The organism is Photorhabdus kleinii (genome assembly GCF_025384885.1).
GTDB classification, from domain to species: domain Bacteria; phylum Pseudomonadota; class Gammaproteobacteria; order Enterobacterales; family Enterobacteriaceae; genus Photorhabdus; species Photorhabdus kayaii.
Window position 1 is genome coordinate 16,541 of the sequence record NZ_JAJAFY010000027.1, and the last position, 17,272, is coordinate 33,812.

General features: G+C 42.7%; 13 protein-coding genes. 12 read left to right on the plus strand and 1 reads right to left on the minus strand.

Annotated elements, in window-relative coordinates; genetic code table 11:
• Window positions 1-19: 19 nt before the first annotated feature.
• The 4 genes from LG003_RS13640 to nhaR all read left to right on the plus strand — a co-directional run bounded on the left by LG003_RS13640 (window position 20) and on the right by nhaR (window position 5,090).
• The gene (locus LG003_RS13640; protein ID WP_112876438.1) at window positions 20-1,867 is read left to right on the plus strand and encodes a beta-glucoside-specific PTS transporter subunit IIABC; all 1,848 of its coding nucleotides are present in this window, start codon (window positions 20-22) and stop codon (window positions 1,865-1,867) included.
• A 361-nt stretch (window positions 1,868-2,228) separates the two neighbouring features.
• Window positions 2,229-2,414 carry a hypothetical protein gene (locus tag LG003_RS13645; protein WP_192880979.1) on the plus strand — a complete coding sequence of 62 codons (186 nt, stop codon included), beginning with the start codon at window positions 2,229-2,231 and terminating at the stop codon, window positions 2,412-2,414.
• 371 nt (window positions 2,415-2,785) lie between these two features.
• Window positions 2,786-3,952 carry a Na+/H+ antiporter NhaA gene (gene nhaA, locus LG003_RS13650; protein WP_112876439.1) on the plus strand — a complete coding sequence of 389 codons (1,167 nt, stop codon included), beginning with the start codon at window positions 2,786-2,788 and terminating at the stop codon, window positions 3,950-3,952.
• Between the two features lie 223 nt (window positions 3,953-4,175).
• Window positions 4,176-5,090, plus strand: a complete 915-nt coding sequence (gene nhaR, locus LG003_RS13655) for a transcriptional activator NhaR (protein ID WP_112876440.1) — start codon at window positions 4,176-4,178, stop codon at window positions 5,088-5,090.
• Between the two features lie 74 nt (window positions 5,091-5,164).
• Here the strand turns inward: nhaR and rpsT are convergent, their stop codons facing one another.
• A complete protein-coding gene (gene rpsT / locus LG003_RS13660; protein ID WP_112876441.1) occupies window positions 5,165-5,425 on the minus strand; it encodes a 30S ribosomal protein S20 in 261 nt (86 codons plus the stop codon).
• A 350-nt stretch (window positions 5,426-5,775) separates the two neighbouring features.
• On the opposite strand from rpsT, the gene ribF reads away from it, so the two are divergent.
• The 8 genes from ribF (at window position 5,776) to carB (ending at window position 17,225) form a co-directional block, all read left to right on the plus strand.
• Window positions 5,776-6,720 (plus strand): bifunctional riboflavin kinase/FAD synthetase, encoded by a 945-nt coding sequence (gene ribF, locus LG003_RS13665; protein WP_112876442.1) that lies wholly within the window; start codon window positions 5,776-5,778, stop codon window positions 6,718-6,720.
• A gap of 24 nt (window positions 6,721-6,744) precedes the next feature.
• The gene (gene ileS, locus LG003_RS13670) at window positions 6,745-9,561 is read left to right on the plus strand and encodes an isoleucine--tRNA ligase (protein ID WP_262980976.1); all 2,817 of its coding nucleotides are present in this window, start codon (window positions 6,745-6,747) and stop codon (window positions 9,559-9,561) included.
• Window positions 9,561-10,064 carry a signal peptidase II gene (gene lspA, locus LG003_RS13675; RefSeq protein WP_011144971.1) on the plus strand — a complete coding sequence of 168 codons (504 nt, stop codon included), beginning with the start codon at window positions 9,561-9,563 and terminating at the stop codon, window positions 10,062-10,064. Before ileS ends, lspA begins: the two co-directional genes overlap by 1 nt.
• 5 nt (window positions 10,065-10,069) lie before the next feature.
• Window positions 10,070-10,540 (plus strand): FKBP-type peptidyl-prolyl cis-trans isomerase, encoded by a 471-nt coding sequence (gene fkpB, locus LG003_RS13680; protein ID WP_262980977.1) that lies wholly within the window; start codon window positions 10,070-10,072, stop codon window positions 10,538-10,540.
• Window positions 10,521-11,474 (plus strand): 4-hydroxy-3-methylbut-2-enyl diphosphate reductase, encoded by a 954-nt coding sequence (gene ispH / locus LG003_RS13685; protein WP_112876445.1) that lies wholly within the window; start codon window positions 10,521-10,523, stop codon window positions 11,472-11,474. Before fkpB ends, ispH begins: the two co-directional genes overlap by 20 nt.
• Before the next feature lie 92 nt (window positions 11,475-11,566).
• Complete coding sequence (gene dapB, locus LG003_RS13690) at window positions 11,567-12,388, plus strand: 4-hydroxy-tetrahydrodipicolinate reductase (RefSeq protein ID WP_262980978.1); 822 nt, start codon at window positions 11,567-11,569, stop codon at window positions 12,386-12,388.
• 433 nt (window positions 12,389-12,821) lie between these two features.
• Window positions 12,822-13,985 carry a glutamine-hydrolyzing carbamoyl-phosphate synthase small subunit gene (gene carA / locus LG003_RS13695; RefSeq protein WP_112876447.1) on the plus strand — a complete coding sequence of 388 codons (1,164 nt, stop codon included), beginning with the start codon at window positions 12,822-12,824 and terminating at the stop codon, window positions 13,983-13,985.
• 15 nt (window positions 13,986-14,000) lie between these two features.
• A complete protein-coding gene (gene carB, locus LG003_RS13700) occupies window positions 14,001-17,225 on the plus strand; it encodes a carbamoyl-phosphate synthase large subunit (RefSeq protein ID WP_112876448.1) in 3,225 nt (1,074 codons plus the stop codon).
• Window positions 17,226-17,272 lie beyond the last annotated feature (47 nt).

The window sequence follows — 17,272 nt, forward strand, 5'->3', positions numbered from 1 at the left end:
TTGGGAGGTGGTGAATAAAATGAGAGATGAAGATTTTGCAAAAGAGATCATTATATTTATTGGCGGACAAGAAAATATAAATAAAAGTTGGCATTGTGTTACCAGATTGCGTTTTAATATTATAGATGATAGTAAAGTAGATATTGCTGCGATCAGAAAAATGCAGGGGGTTATTGGAGCACATTTTCACAGCGGGCAATTGCAAATAATTATTGGCAATAGAGTTGTTGAAATATTTAGTGAAATAATTAAGCAGTTAAAAGAAAATGAAGGAAATCATTATGGTCCAAAAAAGGGTTTCATTAGTCATATTCTTGACGTCATTTCAGGCATATTTGTTCCCATATTGCCTGCAATTGTAGGGGCGGGTTTACTTAAAGGCGGATTAATTTTTTTCTATATGATGGATTGGGTTTCAGAGCAGAGTAATGAGTATAAATTATTATATATTCTTTCTGATACACCTCTCTATTTTTTGCCTGTTCTTTTGGCTTTTTCAGCGGCAAGAAAATTTAAAACAAATGAATTTATTGCCGCCACATTAGCGTGTATTTTAATTTATCCAACATTATCTGATCTTGTGAGCAGTTCTGGTGGTGGATATTTCAGTGTATTTGGTATTACTATTCCCGCTATTCATTATAGTTATACTGCCATTCCAATTATTTTAGGGGTTTGGTTGCTCAGTTATATTCATAGATGGGTAGATAGGTTTATTCCAACGGTATTGAAAATAATATTTACACCATTATTGGTCTTATTAATTTCTGCACCTATTTTATTGATTATTGCTGCACCGTTGGGAAATACAATTGGTTTGTATATTGAAAAGTGGCTTTTAATATTATTTTCCGTGGCTGGACCGTTTGCGGGATTATTGTTAGGTGGATTGATACCTATTTTAGTTATTACTGGAATGCATTATGCCTTTTTGCCAAGTGTTTTTGCTAATTTTAAATCTCTTGGATACGATTTTATGTTATTACCCATCAGTTTTGCGAGTAATATTGCACAAGCTGGTGCGACATTAGCAGTCGCAATTAAAACTAAAGACAGGCAAATGAAATCATTAGCTTATTCATCTTCATTCTCTGCTTTTTTAGGCGTAACTGAACCTGCAATGTATGGCGTTACGCTTAAATTAAGAAAACCTTTTTATGCTGCATTAATGGGTGGAGCCGTTGGTGGCGCTATTATAGGTATTTTCTCTGTGAAAATATTTGCTTTTAGTGTACCGGGATTGGTGTCATTACCTTTTTATATGCAAAAAGATAGCAATAATTTTATTTTTATTTTGCTTGGCATTTTTAGTAGTTTCTTAGTGGCATTTATATCCACTTTATTAATGAAATTAGAATCTAATGTTGATTCTATAGTATTAATAAAGCCACGTTTTTCAAAAAAGAAGAAAATCATATTACGTTCTCCGATGACCGGCACAATAGAATCTCTCTCAAGAGTACCTGACGACACTTTTTCTGAAAAAATTATTGGTGATGGTATTGCTATTATTCCTACCGAAGGTGTGGTTAAATCGCCTTTTAATGGCAAGGTTTCAATGATTACTCCGACTGGACATGCTATTGGTTTAATTTCCGATCAAGGAGTGGAGTTATTAATTCATATTGGTATTGAAACGGTAGGTTTGCAAGGAGCGGGATTTAATTTGCAAATTATAGAAGGGCAGAGAGTAGTTGCCGGTGAGGTATTAGTTAATTTTGATCTGGAATTTCTTCAAGAGAATAAAATTCAGATTATATCGCCAATTATTGTCACTAATAGTGAGGAATATCACTCAATAATGCCTACTAAAAGAAAAAATGTTATTGGATGTAAAGATGATTTGTTGTTTATTAATCGATATTGATTTGTTTTTCAAATGATTAGTGTATATTAATAATATTCTTAATTCTTTTTTTGTATTTAAAGATTGCAATATGACCAGTTTTAATACCTGTTAATTGTTCATGCTGTTTTCTCGTTATTATTGTCTTATTTTATCTTTTCTGTCGAATCCTTAGAAATTATCTAGCTATATAAATTCTGAAAAAATATATTTTGCATAATATGAAGTCATATTGAATACTAATATTTTGAGGTGAAAAATTAATCGATCAACATTGACAATTAACCCTAAAAGGGCTGCTTTTTATTGTGTAATAATATAAGGTAGCGCTCAAATTCATTTAATTAATTGGCCCCGTAAGGGGCTTTGTTCTGGAATACTTATGCGACTGATCGGCAATTATTCTCCTCCTACTACAGAAGATCTCATTAAACTCAAAGAAGAATTAGGTTTCACGGGAGAACAAATGGCCGATTTAGCGGGAGTTTCCGGTAACAATCAATGGAGAAAATACACGGGCGGGAAAATGCCACGTGTTATTTCTCCGCACATTCTATTCTATACCTAATAGATTTCGAGTTGCAGCGCGGCGGCAAGTGAACGAATCCCCAGGAGCATAGATAACTATGTGACTGGGGTGAGTGAAAGCTGCCAACAAAGCAGCAGTTTGAAAGATGAAGGGTATATATAGCAACACAGTTAACACTATCAGAAGATGATTTAAACCGCATTTTGGCTAAGATGCGGGAAATTGGTGCTAATGTAAAATAAATAGGCACGCTTCACTTAACGATTTCCTCTGATTGATAATCTATTTTATTGAGATGTAGATCATCAATAGATCGGTTATATCGAATTATTCTGGTTATAAAATCGATTTTTTTCGAAACCATAGCTAGAGTACCATTTAAGCTCGATCAGTTTCAGAGGTTAATCATCGTGACAGCAATTATTCGTCAATTCCTGAAATTAGAAGCGGCTGGAGGGCTCCTTCTTATCATTGCTGCCATTATTGCGCTGATAATGGCAAACTCGCCATTACAGGGTATTTATCAGCAATTTCTTAATATTTCGATGGTAGTGCAATTCGCTGCACTGGAGATCAATAAGCCTTTATTGTTATGGATTAATGACGGCTTAATGGCTGTCTTCTTTTTGATTGTTGGTCTGGAAGTCAAGCGGGAATTGCTGGAAGGTTCTTTAGCGGGGCGTGATAAGGCAATATTTCCGGTAATAGCGGCGATAGGAGGTATGGCCGCTCCGGCACTGATATATCTGTTATTTAATGGCAATGATGAATTTACCCGTCAAGGGTGGGCTATTCCTGCGGCAACCGATATTGCTTTTGCCTTGGGGGTGATGGCGCTATTGTCTAAGCGGGTGCCAATAGAACTCAAGGTTTTCTTGTTGGCACTCGCGATTATTGATGATCTGGGCGTTATTGTGATTATCGCTCTGTTTTATACCAAAACGGTTTCTCTTGTGGCGCTTGGATTGTCAGCGGCAATGATTGCTTTGCTGGTTTGGATGAATTGGCGTGGTGTCGAAAAAACATCGGCTTATCTGGCTGTTGGCACTATCCTTTGGGTTTGCATCTTGAAATCGGGTGTTCATGCAACACTAGCTGGCGTCATTGTTGGTTTTCTGATTCCTCTGCGTGGTCAGAATGGTCATTCACCATCTGAATTACTTGAGCACGGTTTGCATCCTTGGGTGGCGTATCTTATTTTGCCATTATTTGCATTTGCCAATGCAGGCGTAGCCCTGAATGGCGTTACGTTAAATGGTTTGACCGATATGTTACCGTTAGGTATTGCTGTGGCTCTGTTTCTTGGTAAGCCATTGGGCATTTTTCTTTTTAGCTATATTTCTATTAAGATCGGATTTGCTAAATTGCCACAGCAGATTAATCTTAAACAGATATTTGCGGTCTCTGTTCTTTGTGGAATCGGTTTTACTATGTCTATCTTTATTTCAGGATTGGCTTTTGAAGGAGCGGATGAATCTTTCAGTGTCTATTCCCGTCTTGGCATTCTGATAGGTTCAACCATCGCTGCGTTTATGGGGTATGGCTTGTTACGAATGGTCTTACCAAAGAAAAAGTGATGGCAGAGTGGGGATAAATTCATTAACTTAGCCAAATGAAGTTCTACATTTTAGAGAAAATTTCTGGACTGACTCATCATTTTTGTATTTGCGGTACAACAACTAAAATTGTATCGCGGATACTTTATGTAGTGAAAAAACAGAAAATCACCGGGAGACGGTGGATTAGTAATGTATGGCTGGCGTTGTCTACCAGACGTAAGCGATACATAAGGAAAAACGTATGCGGGTGTCACATCTGAATTTTAATCATCTCTATTATTTCTGGCATGTTTGCAAGGAAGGATCAGTGGTTGGGGCGGCAGAAGCGCTTTATCTAACACCTCAAACGATCACAGGACAGATAAAAGCGCTGGAGGAGCGTCTGGGAGGGAAACTGTTCAAACGTCAGGGCAGGGGATTAGTGCCATCAGAGCTAGGACAGCTTATCTTCCGCTATGCGGATAAGATGTTTATGCTAAGCCAGGAGATGTTGGATATCGTTAACTACAGCCGTGAATCTAATCTTTTATTTGATGTTGGTGTTGCTGATGCACTGTCCAAACGTCTGGTTAGCCAGGTATTAAAAACGGCGGTTGTGGAACATGAGCAGATTCATCTACGTTGTTTTGAATCAACCCATGAGTTGTTGCTGGAACAACTCAGCCAGCACAAACTCGATATGATATTGTCTGATTGCCCGGTGGATTCTTCCCAACAGGAAGGGCTGTTCTCGGTAAAACTGGGTGAATGTGATGTGAGTTTCTTCTGCCGACAACCTATCCCGGAAAAACCTTTCCCGGAATGTTTGGAGGAACGTCGCTTATTGGTTCCAGGGCGTCGCTCTATGTTGGGGCGTAAATTGTTGACTTGGATACGTAATAAAAATCTTCAGGTTGAAGTACTAGGTGAGTTTGATGATGCCGCGTTAATGAAAGCGTTTGGTATGTATCATAATGCGATTTTCGTGGCGCCATCTTTGTATACCAATGATATTTTTACAGATAATGATATTGCCGAGATTGGTCGGTTGGATGCCGTGCAGGAAGAGTATTATGTGATTTTTGCTGAGCGAATGATTCAACACCCGGCTGTTCAAAGGGTATGTAATAAAGATTTTTCTGCGTTGTTTAATGTGCTATCTAAGAAGCGTACTTAAAAAATAATTGATAGTAACTGCAGACACAAAAAAACCGGCGCAGGCCGGTTTTTCAGTAACCCAAACGCAAATTATTACATTGCGTTGATTTGCGCCGTCAGATTAGATTTATGACGTGCTGCTTTGTTTTTGTGGATCAGACCCTTACAGGCGTGACGATCGACAATAGGTTGCATGTCATGAAATGCTTTCTGCGCAGCTTCTTTATCGCCGGTAGCGATAGCAGCATATACCTTCTTGATAAAGGTACGCACCATAGAACGACGGCTAGCGTTATGCTGACGACGTTTTTCAGACTGTATGGCGCGTTTCTTAGCTGATTTGATATTAGCCAAGGTCCAACTCCCAAATATATTCTATCGAGGACAATTCAAAGGCCGAGGAATATGCCTGTTCAACCTTCTTTTGTCAATGGATTTGTGCAAATAAGCGCCGTTGTACCGCGGCAACTTGTTTCGTTGTGATGGCGCAGGATTTTATCAGTTTACTTAGTGGGAATACAGTCTTTCACAATAAAAATCTCATTGAATAGTCCAGATAGAAATAAAATGAATATTTTTCGGGATTCCTGCTCGTTTTTGTTGTATGAATCAGGGCTATTGATTTAAATCATCTTATGATGGTGGGTTAACCTTGAGCTTTGTACAAGGTATAATTTGGTAATTTCCAGGGTATTGAGCCAGCTATGGAGCTAATTCGCGGTATACGTAATATCCGGACATGTCACCGCGGTTGCGTGTTGACGATTGGTAATTTTGATGGTGTCCACAGAGGTCATCAGGCACTACTGAAACACTTAAAACACGAAGGGCAGCGTCTGGGATTACCAGTAATGGTCATGATTTTTGAACCACAACCTTTGGAGTTTTTTGCTAAGGGTAATGCTCCTGCGCGTCTAACGAGATTAAGGGATAAAGCCAAATATCTCGCCCAATGTGGAGTGGATTATTTATTATGCGTGAAATTTGATAGAAATTTTGCGGCAAATACGCCAGAAGCCTTTGTTTCACGGTTGCTGGTGGAAAAATTGGGTGTTAAGTTTCTCGCTGTAGGAGACGACTTTCGTTTTGGTCAATCTCGCAGTGGTGATTTTGCCTTTTTGCAGCGAGCCGGTGAGACATACGGCTTTGATGTGACCAGCAGTGAAAGTTTTTGTGATGATGGTTTACGGATTAGCAGCACAGCTATCCGTCAAGCACTGCAAGATGATGATTTGGTATTAGCCGAAACATTATTGGGACATCCATACAGCATTTGTGGCCGGGTCGTTCATGGTAAGCGACTAGGGAGCACTATTGGTTTTCCAACAGCAAATTTGCCGTTAAAACGATTAGTGGTTCCGGTACACGGCGTTTATGTTGTTGAAGTCTATGGTTTGGGAGACCAGCCTTTACCGGGTGTTGCCAATATTGGTACACGTCCAACAGTCTCTGGTCAGGGTCAACAACTTGAAGTACATCTAATTGATACCCAAATGGATCTCTATGGGCGTTATATTGATGTGGTGTTACGTAAAAAATTGCGTAATGAACAGCGGTTTGCTTCCCTTGATGCACTCAAGCAGCAAATTGCGAATGATTTGGTTGCTGCGAAGGAATTTTTTAAGCAGCTACCTGTGTCATGTATCTAGCGGAAAATTGGAATTGAGAATCGAATGAGTGACTATAAAAACACCCTGAATCTGCCAGAAACAGGGTTTCCAATGCGCGGAGATTTAGCAAAGCGCGAACCAGATATGTTAAAACGTTGGTACAAAGATGGGTTGTATCAAGTAATTCGTAAAGCAAAAGCCGGTAAAAAAACATTTATTCTGCATGATGGCCCTCCTTACGCGAATGGCAGTATTCATATTGGTCACTCAGTCAATAAGATTCTCAAAGATATTATTATTAAATCCAAAGGAATGGCGGGATATGATTCGCCATATATCCCTGGTTGGGATTGCCACGGTTTACCCATTGAGCTTAAGGTTGAGCAGATTATTGGTAAGCCGGGGGAAAAATTTTCCGCCGCTGAATTTCGTGCCGAGTGCCGCAAATATGCTAAAGAGCAAATTGAAGGTCAGAAGAAAGACTTTATCCGTCTGGGCATATTAGGTGACTGGGAACGTCCATATTTGACGATGGACTTTAAGACCGAAGCCGACATTATTCGCGCATTGAGCCGTATTATCGCTAATGGTCATTTGTTGAAAGGTGCCAAGCCTGTTCACTGGTGTACTGATTGTCGTTCGTCACTGGCCGAAGCAGAAGTTGAGTATTACGACAAAACTTCTCCATCGATTGATGTGCGTTTTAATGCGGTTGATGCAGTTGCCGTTTGTGAGAAATTTGGTGTGCAGGTAGCAGATCAACCGGTCTCTCTGGTTATCTGGACAACCACGCCGTGGACGTTGCCGGCTAACCGAGCGATCGCTTTGCATGCTGAATTTAGCTATCAATTAGTACAGATTGAGGGTGAATGCCTGATCCTGGCTGCTGATTTGGTAGAAAGTGTGATGCAGCGCGCAGGTATAACTTCGTGGGTAGTATTAGGGAGTTGTACGGGTGCTGCATTGGAGCTGTTGCGCTTTAAACATCCATTTATGGGTTTTGATTCACCGGTTGTACTGGGTGATCACGTGACTTTGGATGCGGGTACCGGTGCTGTGCATACGGCCCCAGGTCACGGCCCGGACGACTTTGTTCTTGGTCAGAAATATGGCTTGGAAGTTGCAAACCCGGTTGGCCCTAATGGTTGCTACCTGCCCGGTACTTATCCTTCTCTGGATGGTGTGTTTGTCTTTAAAGCGAATGATGTTGTGCTGAATATCCTGAGTGAAAACAATGCGTTGTTGCATTTGGAAAAATTACAGCACAGTTATCCTTGCTGCTGGCGCCATAAGACACCTATCATTTTCCGTGCCACGCCGCAGTGGTTTGTCAGCATGGAGCAAAATGGTCTGCGTAAACAATCGTTGCAGGAGATCAAAGGGGTTGAGTGGATTCCGGGTTGGGGTCAGGCCCGTATTGAGGCAATGGTTGAAAATCGCCCTGACTGGTGTATTTCACGTCAACGTACTTGGGGTACGCCGATGTCTCTTTTTGTCCATAAAGAGACGGAAGAGCTTCATCCACGTACTATCGAATTGATGGAAGAAGTTGCAAAACGTGTTGAAGTTGACGGTATTCAGGCGTGGTGGGATCTGGAACCAGCCGAACTGTTAGGTGATGATGCGGCTAACTATGTCAAAATTTTTGATACGTTGGATGTCTGGTTCGATTCGGGATCAACTCACGCATCGGTGGTTGATGCCCGCCCTGAATTCCAGGGTAACGCTGCGGATATCTATCTTGAAGGTTCAGATCAGCACCGTGGCTGGTTTATGTCTTCCCTGATGATCTCAACGGCAATAAAAGGTAAAGCACCTTACCGTCAGGTGTTAACGCATGGTTTCACTGTGGATGGTCAGGGCCGTAAGATGTCTAAATCTATCGGTAATACCATCAGTCCGCAGGATGTCATGGATAAATTAGGGGCAGATATTCTGCGTCTATGGGTTGCTTCTACCGATTACACCGGTGAAATTGCGGTATCCGATGAGATTTTGAAACGCTCTGCTGATGCATATCGTCGTATCCGTAACACGGCGCGTTTCCTGCTGGCAAACCTGAATGGTTTCGATCCTGAACAGCATAGGGTTAAACCAGAAGAGATGGCTGTGTTGGATCGTTGGGCTGTGGGGCGTGCTCAAGCGGCGCAAGCGGACATTACCAAATGTTACGATAGATATGATTTCCACACCGTTGTTCAACGTATGATGCAATTCTGTTCCGTGGAGATGGGATCGTTCTATCTCGATATCATTAAAGACCGTCAATACACCGCTAAGAGCGATAGTTTGGCTCGTCGCAGTTGTCAGACTGCGCTGTATCATATTGCGGAAGCATTGGTTCGCTGGATGGCGCCTATCCTCTCCTTTACTGCTGATGAAGTTTGGAATGAGTTGCCTGGTGGCAAACGTGCTCAATATGTATTTACCGAAGAGTGGTACGACGGTTTGTTTGGTCTGGCCGCAGGCGAACCAATGAATGATGTTTTCTGGGCTGATTTGTTGGCTGTGCGTGGTGAGGTTAACAAAGTGCTGGAGCAGGCACGCGCAGACAAACATATCCGTAGTTCACTGGAAGCCGCGGTGACGCTGTACGCCGATAATGAATTGGCGGATAAACTGAATAGCCTCGGAGATGAATTGCGTTTTGTTCTGCTAACATCTCAGGTTGTTGTTGCAGATTATGAGCAGGCTGGTGAAGATGCGCAACAAAGCGAAATCGGTAGTCTGAAAATTGCTTTCCGCAAAGCGGATGGCGAAAAATGTCCTCGTTGCTGGCATTACGCTAAAGATGTGGGATTGGTGGCGGAACATGCAGAACTTTGTGGCCGCTGTGTAACTAATGTTGCCGGTAACGGCGAAGAGCGTAAGTTTGCCTGATGAATAAACCCATTTGCTCCACCGGCCTTCGCTGGCTTTGGTTAGTTGTTGTGGTATTGATTTTGGATCTGGGTAGTAAGCAGCTAGTGTTGCAACACTTTCATCTGTATGAATCCGTTCCATTGATACCTTATTTTAATCTGACTTATGCCCAGAATTTTGGGGCGGCTTTTAGTTTCCTTGCAGAGAAAGATGGTTGGCAGCGTTGGTTCTTTGCATTCATTGCCGTTGCTATTTCAGTTGTACTGATGGTGATGATGTATCGTGCCAGTGCAAAGAAGAAACTGAGTAATATCGCTTATGCCCTGATTATTGGTGGAGCATTGGGTAATCTGTTTGACCGGTTGGTTCATGGTTTTGTCATCGATTTTATTGATTTTTATGTCGGTGATTGGCACTTTCCAACTTTTAATATCGCTGATATGGCGATATGTATCGGGGCTGGATTGGTTATCATTGATAGCTTTCTAAGCCCGGATGAAAAGACCATCAAAGTGGGATAAGTAATATGTCAAATCAGGTGCAGGCGAATAGTGCAGTTTTACTGCACTTCACTTTAAAACTGCAAGATGGCTCTATTGTCGACTCCACTCACACTCAGGGCAAACCTGCATTATTTCGTTTAGGTGATGGAACCCTTTCTTCACCTTTGGAACAGCAGCTTACTGGGCTAAAAGACGGAGATAAACATACCTTTACTCTGGCTGGTGAGAATGTATTTGGTAAACCAAATCCTGATCTGATCCAATATTTTACTCCGCGTGATTTTGCTGAAATGGGTATTCCTGAAATTGGCACTATAATGTTATTTACGGCAATGAATGGCAGTGAAATGCCGGGCATAGTCAAAGCTGTAACAGAAGAATCTGTGACTGTTGATTTCAATCACCCGTTAGCTGATCAGAACGTCACGTTTGAAATTGAAGTGTTGGAAATTGATCCACAATTGGAGGAAAACCATGCAGATATTGCTGGCTAACCCCCGCGGTTTTTGTGCTGGTGTTGACCGTGCTATCAGTATTGTAGAGCGCGCGCTGGAATTATATGGTGCGCCGATCTACGTTCGTCATGAAGTTGTGCATAACCGTTATGTTGTAGATAACCTGCGCAAGCGGGGTGCTATCTTTATTGAAGAAATTTCAGAAGTACCGGATGATGCGATTCTGATTTTTTCGGCACATGGTGTTTCACAGGCTATTCGTGCTGAAGCACGTTCTCGCAATTTGACAATGTTGTTCGATGCGACTTGTCCTCTAGTGACTAAAGTCCATATGGAGGTAGCAAGAGCCAGCCGCAAAGGCAAAGAAGCTATTCTGATTGGTCACGCTGGACATCCCGAAGTTGAAGGTACAATGGGTCAGTACAACAATGCGGAAGGTGGAATGTATCTGGTTGAATCTCCGGAAGATGTATGGAACTTGAAAGTCAAAGATGAAGACAACATGTGTTTTATGACTCAAACCACATTATCTGTTGATGATACTTCAGAAGTGATTGATGCACTTAATGCGCGATTCCCAAACATCGTTGGTCCCCGTAAAGATGATATCTGCTATGCGACGACTAACCGCCAGGAAGCGGTACGGGATCTGGCGTCTGACGCCGATGTTGTTTTGGTTGTGGGTTCGAAGAATTCATCTAACTCTAATCGCCTTGCTGAGTTAGCTCAGCGGGTTGGTAAACCTGCTTACTTGATAGATTCTGCTGAGGATATTAAAGAAGAGTGGATTACCGGCATCTCTTTGGTTGGCGTAACCGCGGGCGCTTCGGCACCGGATATTCTAGTTCAGCAAGTTATTGAACGCTTGAAATATCTTGGTGCTGATTCCGTCCAAGAATTACACGGTAGAGAAGAAAATATTGTATTTGAAGTGCCAAAAGAGTTACGTGTTGAAGTTAAAGAAATTAGCTAAATTATCAAGATAAATAAGAATAAAGTATTGCATATACTCTTTATTTAGAGCATTCATCTGACTGTTCATCGTGTTAAATATAGTGAGGGCTTATGGCTGATACAGATATTCGTGTTGCTATTGTTGGCGCTGGTGGGCGTATGGGACGTCAGTTGATTCAGGCCATATATCAAATAGATGGTGTTGCTCTTGGTGCAGCTTTGGAACGCTCCGGTTCTTCTCTGATTGGCGCAGATGCCGGAGAGTTGGCGGGTATTGGTCATACAGGTGTGACTGTTTGTGATGACTTGAAAAGTATCGTTGATGATTTTGATATCCTTATCGATTTTACCCGTCCGGAAGGAACGTTGACTCATCTTGAAATTTGTCGCCAGAACGGTAAAGCGATAGTGATCGGTACAACTGGCTTTGATGAGGCTGGTAAACAGGCAATTAAAGAGGCTTCTGCTGATATCCCGATTGTATTTGCTGCGAATTTCAGTGTTGGTGTAAATCTGGTGCTTAAATTATTGGAAAAAGCAGCGAAAGTGATGGGCGAGTATAGTGATATCGAAATTATTGAAGCACATCACCGCCATAAAGTGGATGCTCCATCAGGAACAGCTTTAGCAATGGGAGAATCTATTGCTCATGCTTTGGGGCGGGATCTTAAAGCGTGTGCTGTCTATGCCCGTGAAGGTTATACCGGTGAACGTGATCCAAAAAGTATTGGTTTTGCAACTGTCCGTGCAGGGGATATCGTGGGCGAGCATACCGCTATGTTTGCAGATATTGGGGAGAGAGTAGAGATAACTCATAAGGCTTCCAGTCGGATGACATTTGCAAATGGCGCTGTAAAGGCTGCTTTATGGCTGAGTGGTAAAAATAGTGGTCTTTTTGATATGAAAGATGTGCTAAATCTCGACTTACTTTGAAAGAAAATTTTTACAACTTATTGATATCGCATAATTAAATATTTTATTGTGCGATTTTTAATTTCTTTGTTTATTTTCATTGCTTTTTAGTTTTTTTTTCTATTTTTATCTTATTTCTAACCTTAATTTTCTGCTTTTTTCTCCTTTTCATGATTATTTTCAACTTTTCATCTGAGAATCAAGTTTTCTATGCTGATTACCGTTTTCTAAATTAGTTTTATTGCTGTTTTTAGTCTTATTTCATTAATTCACTCAGTGAAATGTGTAAAAAAATAAGAAAAGTAACATTTTTTGTAGACAACTCTCCCTCTCATCATTAGAATGCGCGCAATTTGCCAAAATTTTGCCTAAAAAGCAGCTTTGGCATTGATTTTGAGGAATAAATCTGAATTAATATGCACTAATTGCGAGTAATTATTCTTTGGAGGGTGTTTTGATTAAGTCAGCTATATTGGTTCTGGAAGATGGAACCCAATTCCACGGTCGTGCCATAGGTGCGGAAGGGGCGGCAGTTGGGGAAGTGGTTTTCAATACCTCGATGACCGGATATCAAGAAATTCTCACAGACCCTTCCTATTCCCGCCAAATTGTCACTCTTACTTATCCCCATATTGGTAATGTCGGTGTTAACTCAGTCGATAAAGAATCACTAAAAGTACAGGCCCAAGGGCTAGTGATTCGTGATCTACCACTGTTGACCAGTAACTTCCGCTGCGAAGAAACACTTTCCGATTACCTTAAACGTCATAATATTGTTGCGATAGCAGATATCGATACCCGTAAACTGACACGTTTGTTAAGAGAAAAGGGTTCACAGAATGGTTGTATTATAGCAGGTAAACAGATTGACGCTCAGGTTGCACTGGAAAAAGCGCAAGCGTTTCCGGGGCTGGAGGGGATGGATTTAGCAAAAGAGGTGACAACTAAACAGATTTATCCGTGGTTACAGGGGAGCTGGACGTTGGCGGGGGGATTACCGGAAGATAAGCAAGAACAGGATCTGCCTTATCATGTTGTTGCTTATGACTTTGGCGCAAAACGTAATATCTTGCGAATGCTGGTGGATCGTAGCTGCCGCCTGACAGTGGTTCCCGCTCAGACACCGGCTGAGGATGTATTGAAGCTGAATCCAGATGGTATTTTCTTGTCCAATGGGCCAGGAGATCCGGCACCTTGTGGTTATGCAGTCGATGCAATCAAAACCCTGCTTGAGACAGAGATTCCGATCTTTGGTATCTGCCTTGGACACCAATTGTTGGCGTTAGCCAGTGGAGCTGAAACTATGAAAATGAAATTCGGCCATCATGGTGGTAACCATCCGGTGAAAGATCTTGAATGTAATGTTGTAATGATTACTGCACAAAACCACGGCTTTGCTGTGGATGAAAAATCACTGCCGTCAAATTTGCGCGTTACTCATAAATCTCTGTTTGACGGTACGTTGCAAGGGATTCATCGTACCGATAAACCTGCATTCAGCTTCCAGGGGCATCCAGAAGCTAGCCCCGGTCCACATGAGACTGCATCGTTATTTGATCACTTTATTGAACTCATTGAGCAGTATTGTCAGAAAAATAATCGTCATAACACCAAGTAATCAGGAGAAAATAAAATGGCAAAACGTACTGATATTAAAAGTATCCTGATCTTGGGAGCGGGTCCAATTGTCATTGGTCAGGCTTGTGAATTCGACTACTCGGGAGCACAAGCTTGTAAAGCGTTACGGGAAGAAGGTTATCGTGTCGTTCTGGTGAACTCGAACCCTGCTACTATTATGACTGATCCAGAAATGGCCGATGCCACTTACATTGAGCCGATCCACTGGGAAGTGGTACGTAAAATCATTGAAAAAGAGCGCCCCGATGCGATTCTGCCAACAATGGGCGGACAAACTGCACTGAACTGTGCGCTAGAACTAGAGCGTCAGGGAGTACTGGAAGAGTTTGGCGTTACCATGATTGGCGCTACCGCAGATGCGATTGACAAAGCGGAAGATCGCCGCCGTTTCGATATAGCAATGAAAAAGATTGGCTTGGAAACTCCGCGTTCTGGTATCGCTCATTCAATGGAAGAAGCGCTGGCAGTTGCTGATCAAGTCGGTTTTCCTTGTATTATCCGCCCTTCCTTTACTATGGGAGGAAGTGGTGGCGGTATTGCTTATAACCGCGAAGAATTCGAGGAAATTTGTGAGCGTGGCCTGGATCTTTCACCAACCAACGAACTCTTGATTGATGAATCTCTGATTGGTTGGAAAGAGTATGAAATGGAAGTTGTGCGGGATAAAAACGATAACTGCATTATCGTCTGCTCTATTGAAAACTTTGATGCAATGGGGATTCACACCGGTGATTCCATCACGGTCGCTCCGGCGCAAACGCTGACGGATAAAGAGTATCAAATCATGCGTAACGCTTCGATGGCGGTATTGCGTGAAATCGGTGTAGAAACTGGGGGATCTAACGTACAGTTTGCGGTGAACCCAAAAAATGGCCGTTTAGTTATCATCGAAATGAATCCACGCGTTTCTCGCTCTTCTGCGCTGGCTTCGAAAGCGACAGGTTTCCCGATCGCTAAAATTGCCGCTAAATTGGCTGTGGGCTATACCCTTGACGAATTGATGAATGATATCACTGGTGGTCGCACGCCAGCTTCCTTTGAACCTTCTATCGACTACGTAGTTACTAAAGTTCCTCGCTTTAATTTCGAGAAATTTGCTGGAGCCAATGATCGTCTGACAACCCAGATGAAATCTGTTGGTGAGGTGATGGCGATTGGTCGCACTCAGCAAGAATCTCTGCAAAAAGCATTGCGTGGTTTGGAAGTGGGGGCAACCGGTTTTGACCCGAAAGTCAGTTTAGATGATCCAGAAGCATTGACTAAAATTCGTCGCGAATTAAAAGATGCAGGTGCTGAACGTATCTGGTATATCGCGGATGCTTTCCGTGCGGGTATGTCTGTTGATGGTGTTTTTAACCTGACTGATATTGATCGCTGGTTCTTAGTGCAAATTGAAGAACTCGTGCGATTGGAAGAGCAAGTAGCAGAGCAGGGCATTAACAGCTTGACGGCCGACTTCCTGCGCCATCTGAAGCGTAAAGGTTTTGCTGATGCACGTTTGGCGAAACTGGTCGGTGTGGCCGAAAAAGAGATCCGCAAACTGCGCCACAAATATAATCTGTATCCGGTTTACAAGCGCGTTGATACCTGTGCGGCAGAATTTGCGACTGATACTGCATACATGTATTCCACTTATGAAGATGAGTGTGAGGCTAATCCGAATAGTGACAAGCCAAAAATCATGGTATTGGGTGGTGGCCCTAATCGTATTGGGCAGGGGATTGAATTCGACTATTGTTGTGTTCATGCGGCCTTGGCACTGCGTGAAGATGGGTATGAAACCATCATGGTGAACTGTAACCCGGAAACCGTTTCAACAGATTACGATACTTCGGACCGTCTCTATTTCGAACCGGTGACTTTGGAAGATGTTCTTGAGATTGTGCGTGTTGAGCAGCCAAAAGGGGTGATTGTTCAATATGGTGGGCAGACTCCGCTGAAATTAGCTCGTGAACTGGAAATTGCCGGTGTTCCCATTATTGGTACCAGCCCGGATGCGATTGATCGTGCGGAAGACCGTGAACGTTTCAAACAGGCGGTAAATCGCCTTGGCCTGAAACAACCCGAAAATGCCACAGTGACCACGATAGAACGGGCAGTTGAGAAGGCAAATATTCTGGGTTATCCGTTGGTGGTTCGTCCATCCTATGTTTTGGGTGGCCGTGCGATGGAAATCGTATATGACGAAGTTGACCTACGTCGTTACTTCCAGACGGCGGTCAATGTCTCTAATGATGCCCCAGTATTGCTTGATTGTTTCCTTGATGATGCAGTGGAAGTGGATGTTGACGCTATCTGTGACGGTGAGCGTGTATTGATCGGCGGCATTATGGAACATATTGAACAGGCCGGTGTGCATTCCGGCGACTCAGCTTGTTCATTGCCTGCTTACACCCTAAGTCAGGAAATCCAGGATGTCATGCGTCAGCAGGTAGAAGAACTGGCGTTTGAATTGGGTGTACGTGGCTTGATGAATGTCCAGTTTGCTGTCAAGAATGACGAAGTTTATCTGATTGAAGTCAACCCGCGTGCGGCTCGTACTGTGCCATTTGTTTCTAAAGCGACCGGTTTACCACTGGCGAAAGTTGCGGCTCGTGTGATGGTTGGTCAATCTCTGGTTGAGCAAGATGCAACTCAGGAGATCATTCCACCATACTATTCGGTGAAAGAAGTTGTATTGCCTTTCAACAAATTCCCAGGTGTGGATCCGATTCTGGGGCCTGAAATGCGGTCAACCGGCGAAGTGATGGGGGTTGGGCGTACATTTGCCGAAGCTTTCTCAAAGGCACTATTGGGGTGTAGCGCCAGAATTCCGCAAAATGGTAGAGCACTTTTGTCCGTGCGTGAAGGTGATAAAGGCCGGGTTGTGGATTTGGCCGCTAAATTGCTGAAACAGGGCTTTGAACTGGATGCGACTCACGGTACTGCGGTTGTGCTAGGTGAAGCGGGGATTAACCCTCGTCTGGTGAATAAAGTTCACGAAGGGCGTCCGCATATTCAGGATAGAACCAAAAATGGTGAATATAGCTATATTGTAAACACGACTGCGGGTCGTCAGGCGATTGAAGATTCCAAACTTATTCGCCGCAGTGCACTGCAATATAAAGTGCATTATGACACCACATTAAATGGTGGATTTGCTACAACAATGGCACTGAGTGCTGATCCAACTGAGCAGGTGATTTCTGTACAGGAAATGCATGCGATGATTAATAGCTAGTCCGTATTATGATTAATTGAAGTAATAAATAAGGTGCGCTTGAGAAA

Bases quoted from the DNA above. Each gene is read 5' to 3' on its own strand.
- LG003_RS13640 (WP_112876438.1), top strand. From the start codon at position 20: ATGAGAGATGAAGATTTTGCAAAAGAGATCATTATATTTATTGGCGGA.
- LG003_RS13645 (WP_192880979.1), top strand. From the start codon at position 2,229: ATGCGACTGATCGGCAATTATTCTCCTCCTACTACAGAAGATCTCATT.
- nhaR (WP_112876440.1), top strand. From the start codon at position 4,176: ATGCGGGTGTCACATCTGAATTTTAATCATCTCTATTATTTCTGGCAT.
- ribF (WP_112876442.1), top strand. From the start codon at position 5,776: ATGGAGCTAATTCGCGGTATACGTAATATCCGGACATGTCACCGCGGT.
- ileS (WP_262980976.1), top strand. From the start codon at position 6,745: ATGAGTGACTATAAAAACACCCTGAATCTGCCAGAAACAGGGTTTCCA.
- lspA (WP_011144971.1), top strand. From the start codon at position 9,561: ATGAATAAACCCATTTGCTCCACCGGCCTTCGCTGGCTTTGGTTAGTT.
- fkpB (WP_262980977.1), top strand. From the start codon at position 10,070: ATGTCAAATCAGGTGCAGGCGAATAGTGCAGTTTTACTGCACTTCACT.
- ispH (WP_112876445.1), top strand. From the start codon at position 10,521: ATGCAGATATTGCTGGCTAACCCCCGCGGTTTTTGTGCTGGTGTTGAC.
- dapB (WP_262980978.1), top strand. From the start codon at position 11,567: ATGGCTGATACAGATATTCGTGTTGCTATTGTTGGCGCTGGTGGGCGT.
- carB (WP_112876448.1), top strand. From the start codon at position 14,001: ATGGCAAAACGTACTGATATTAAAAGTATCCTGATCTTGGGAGCGGGT.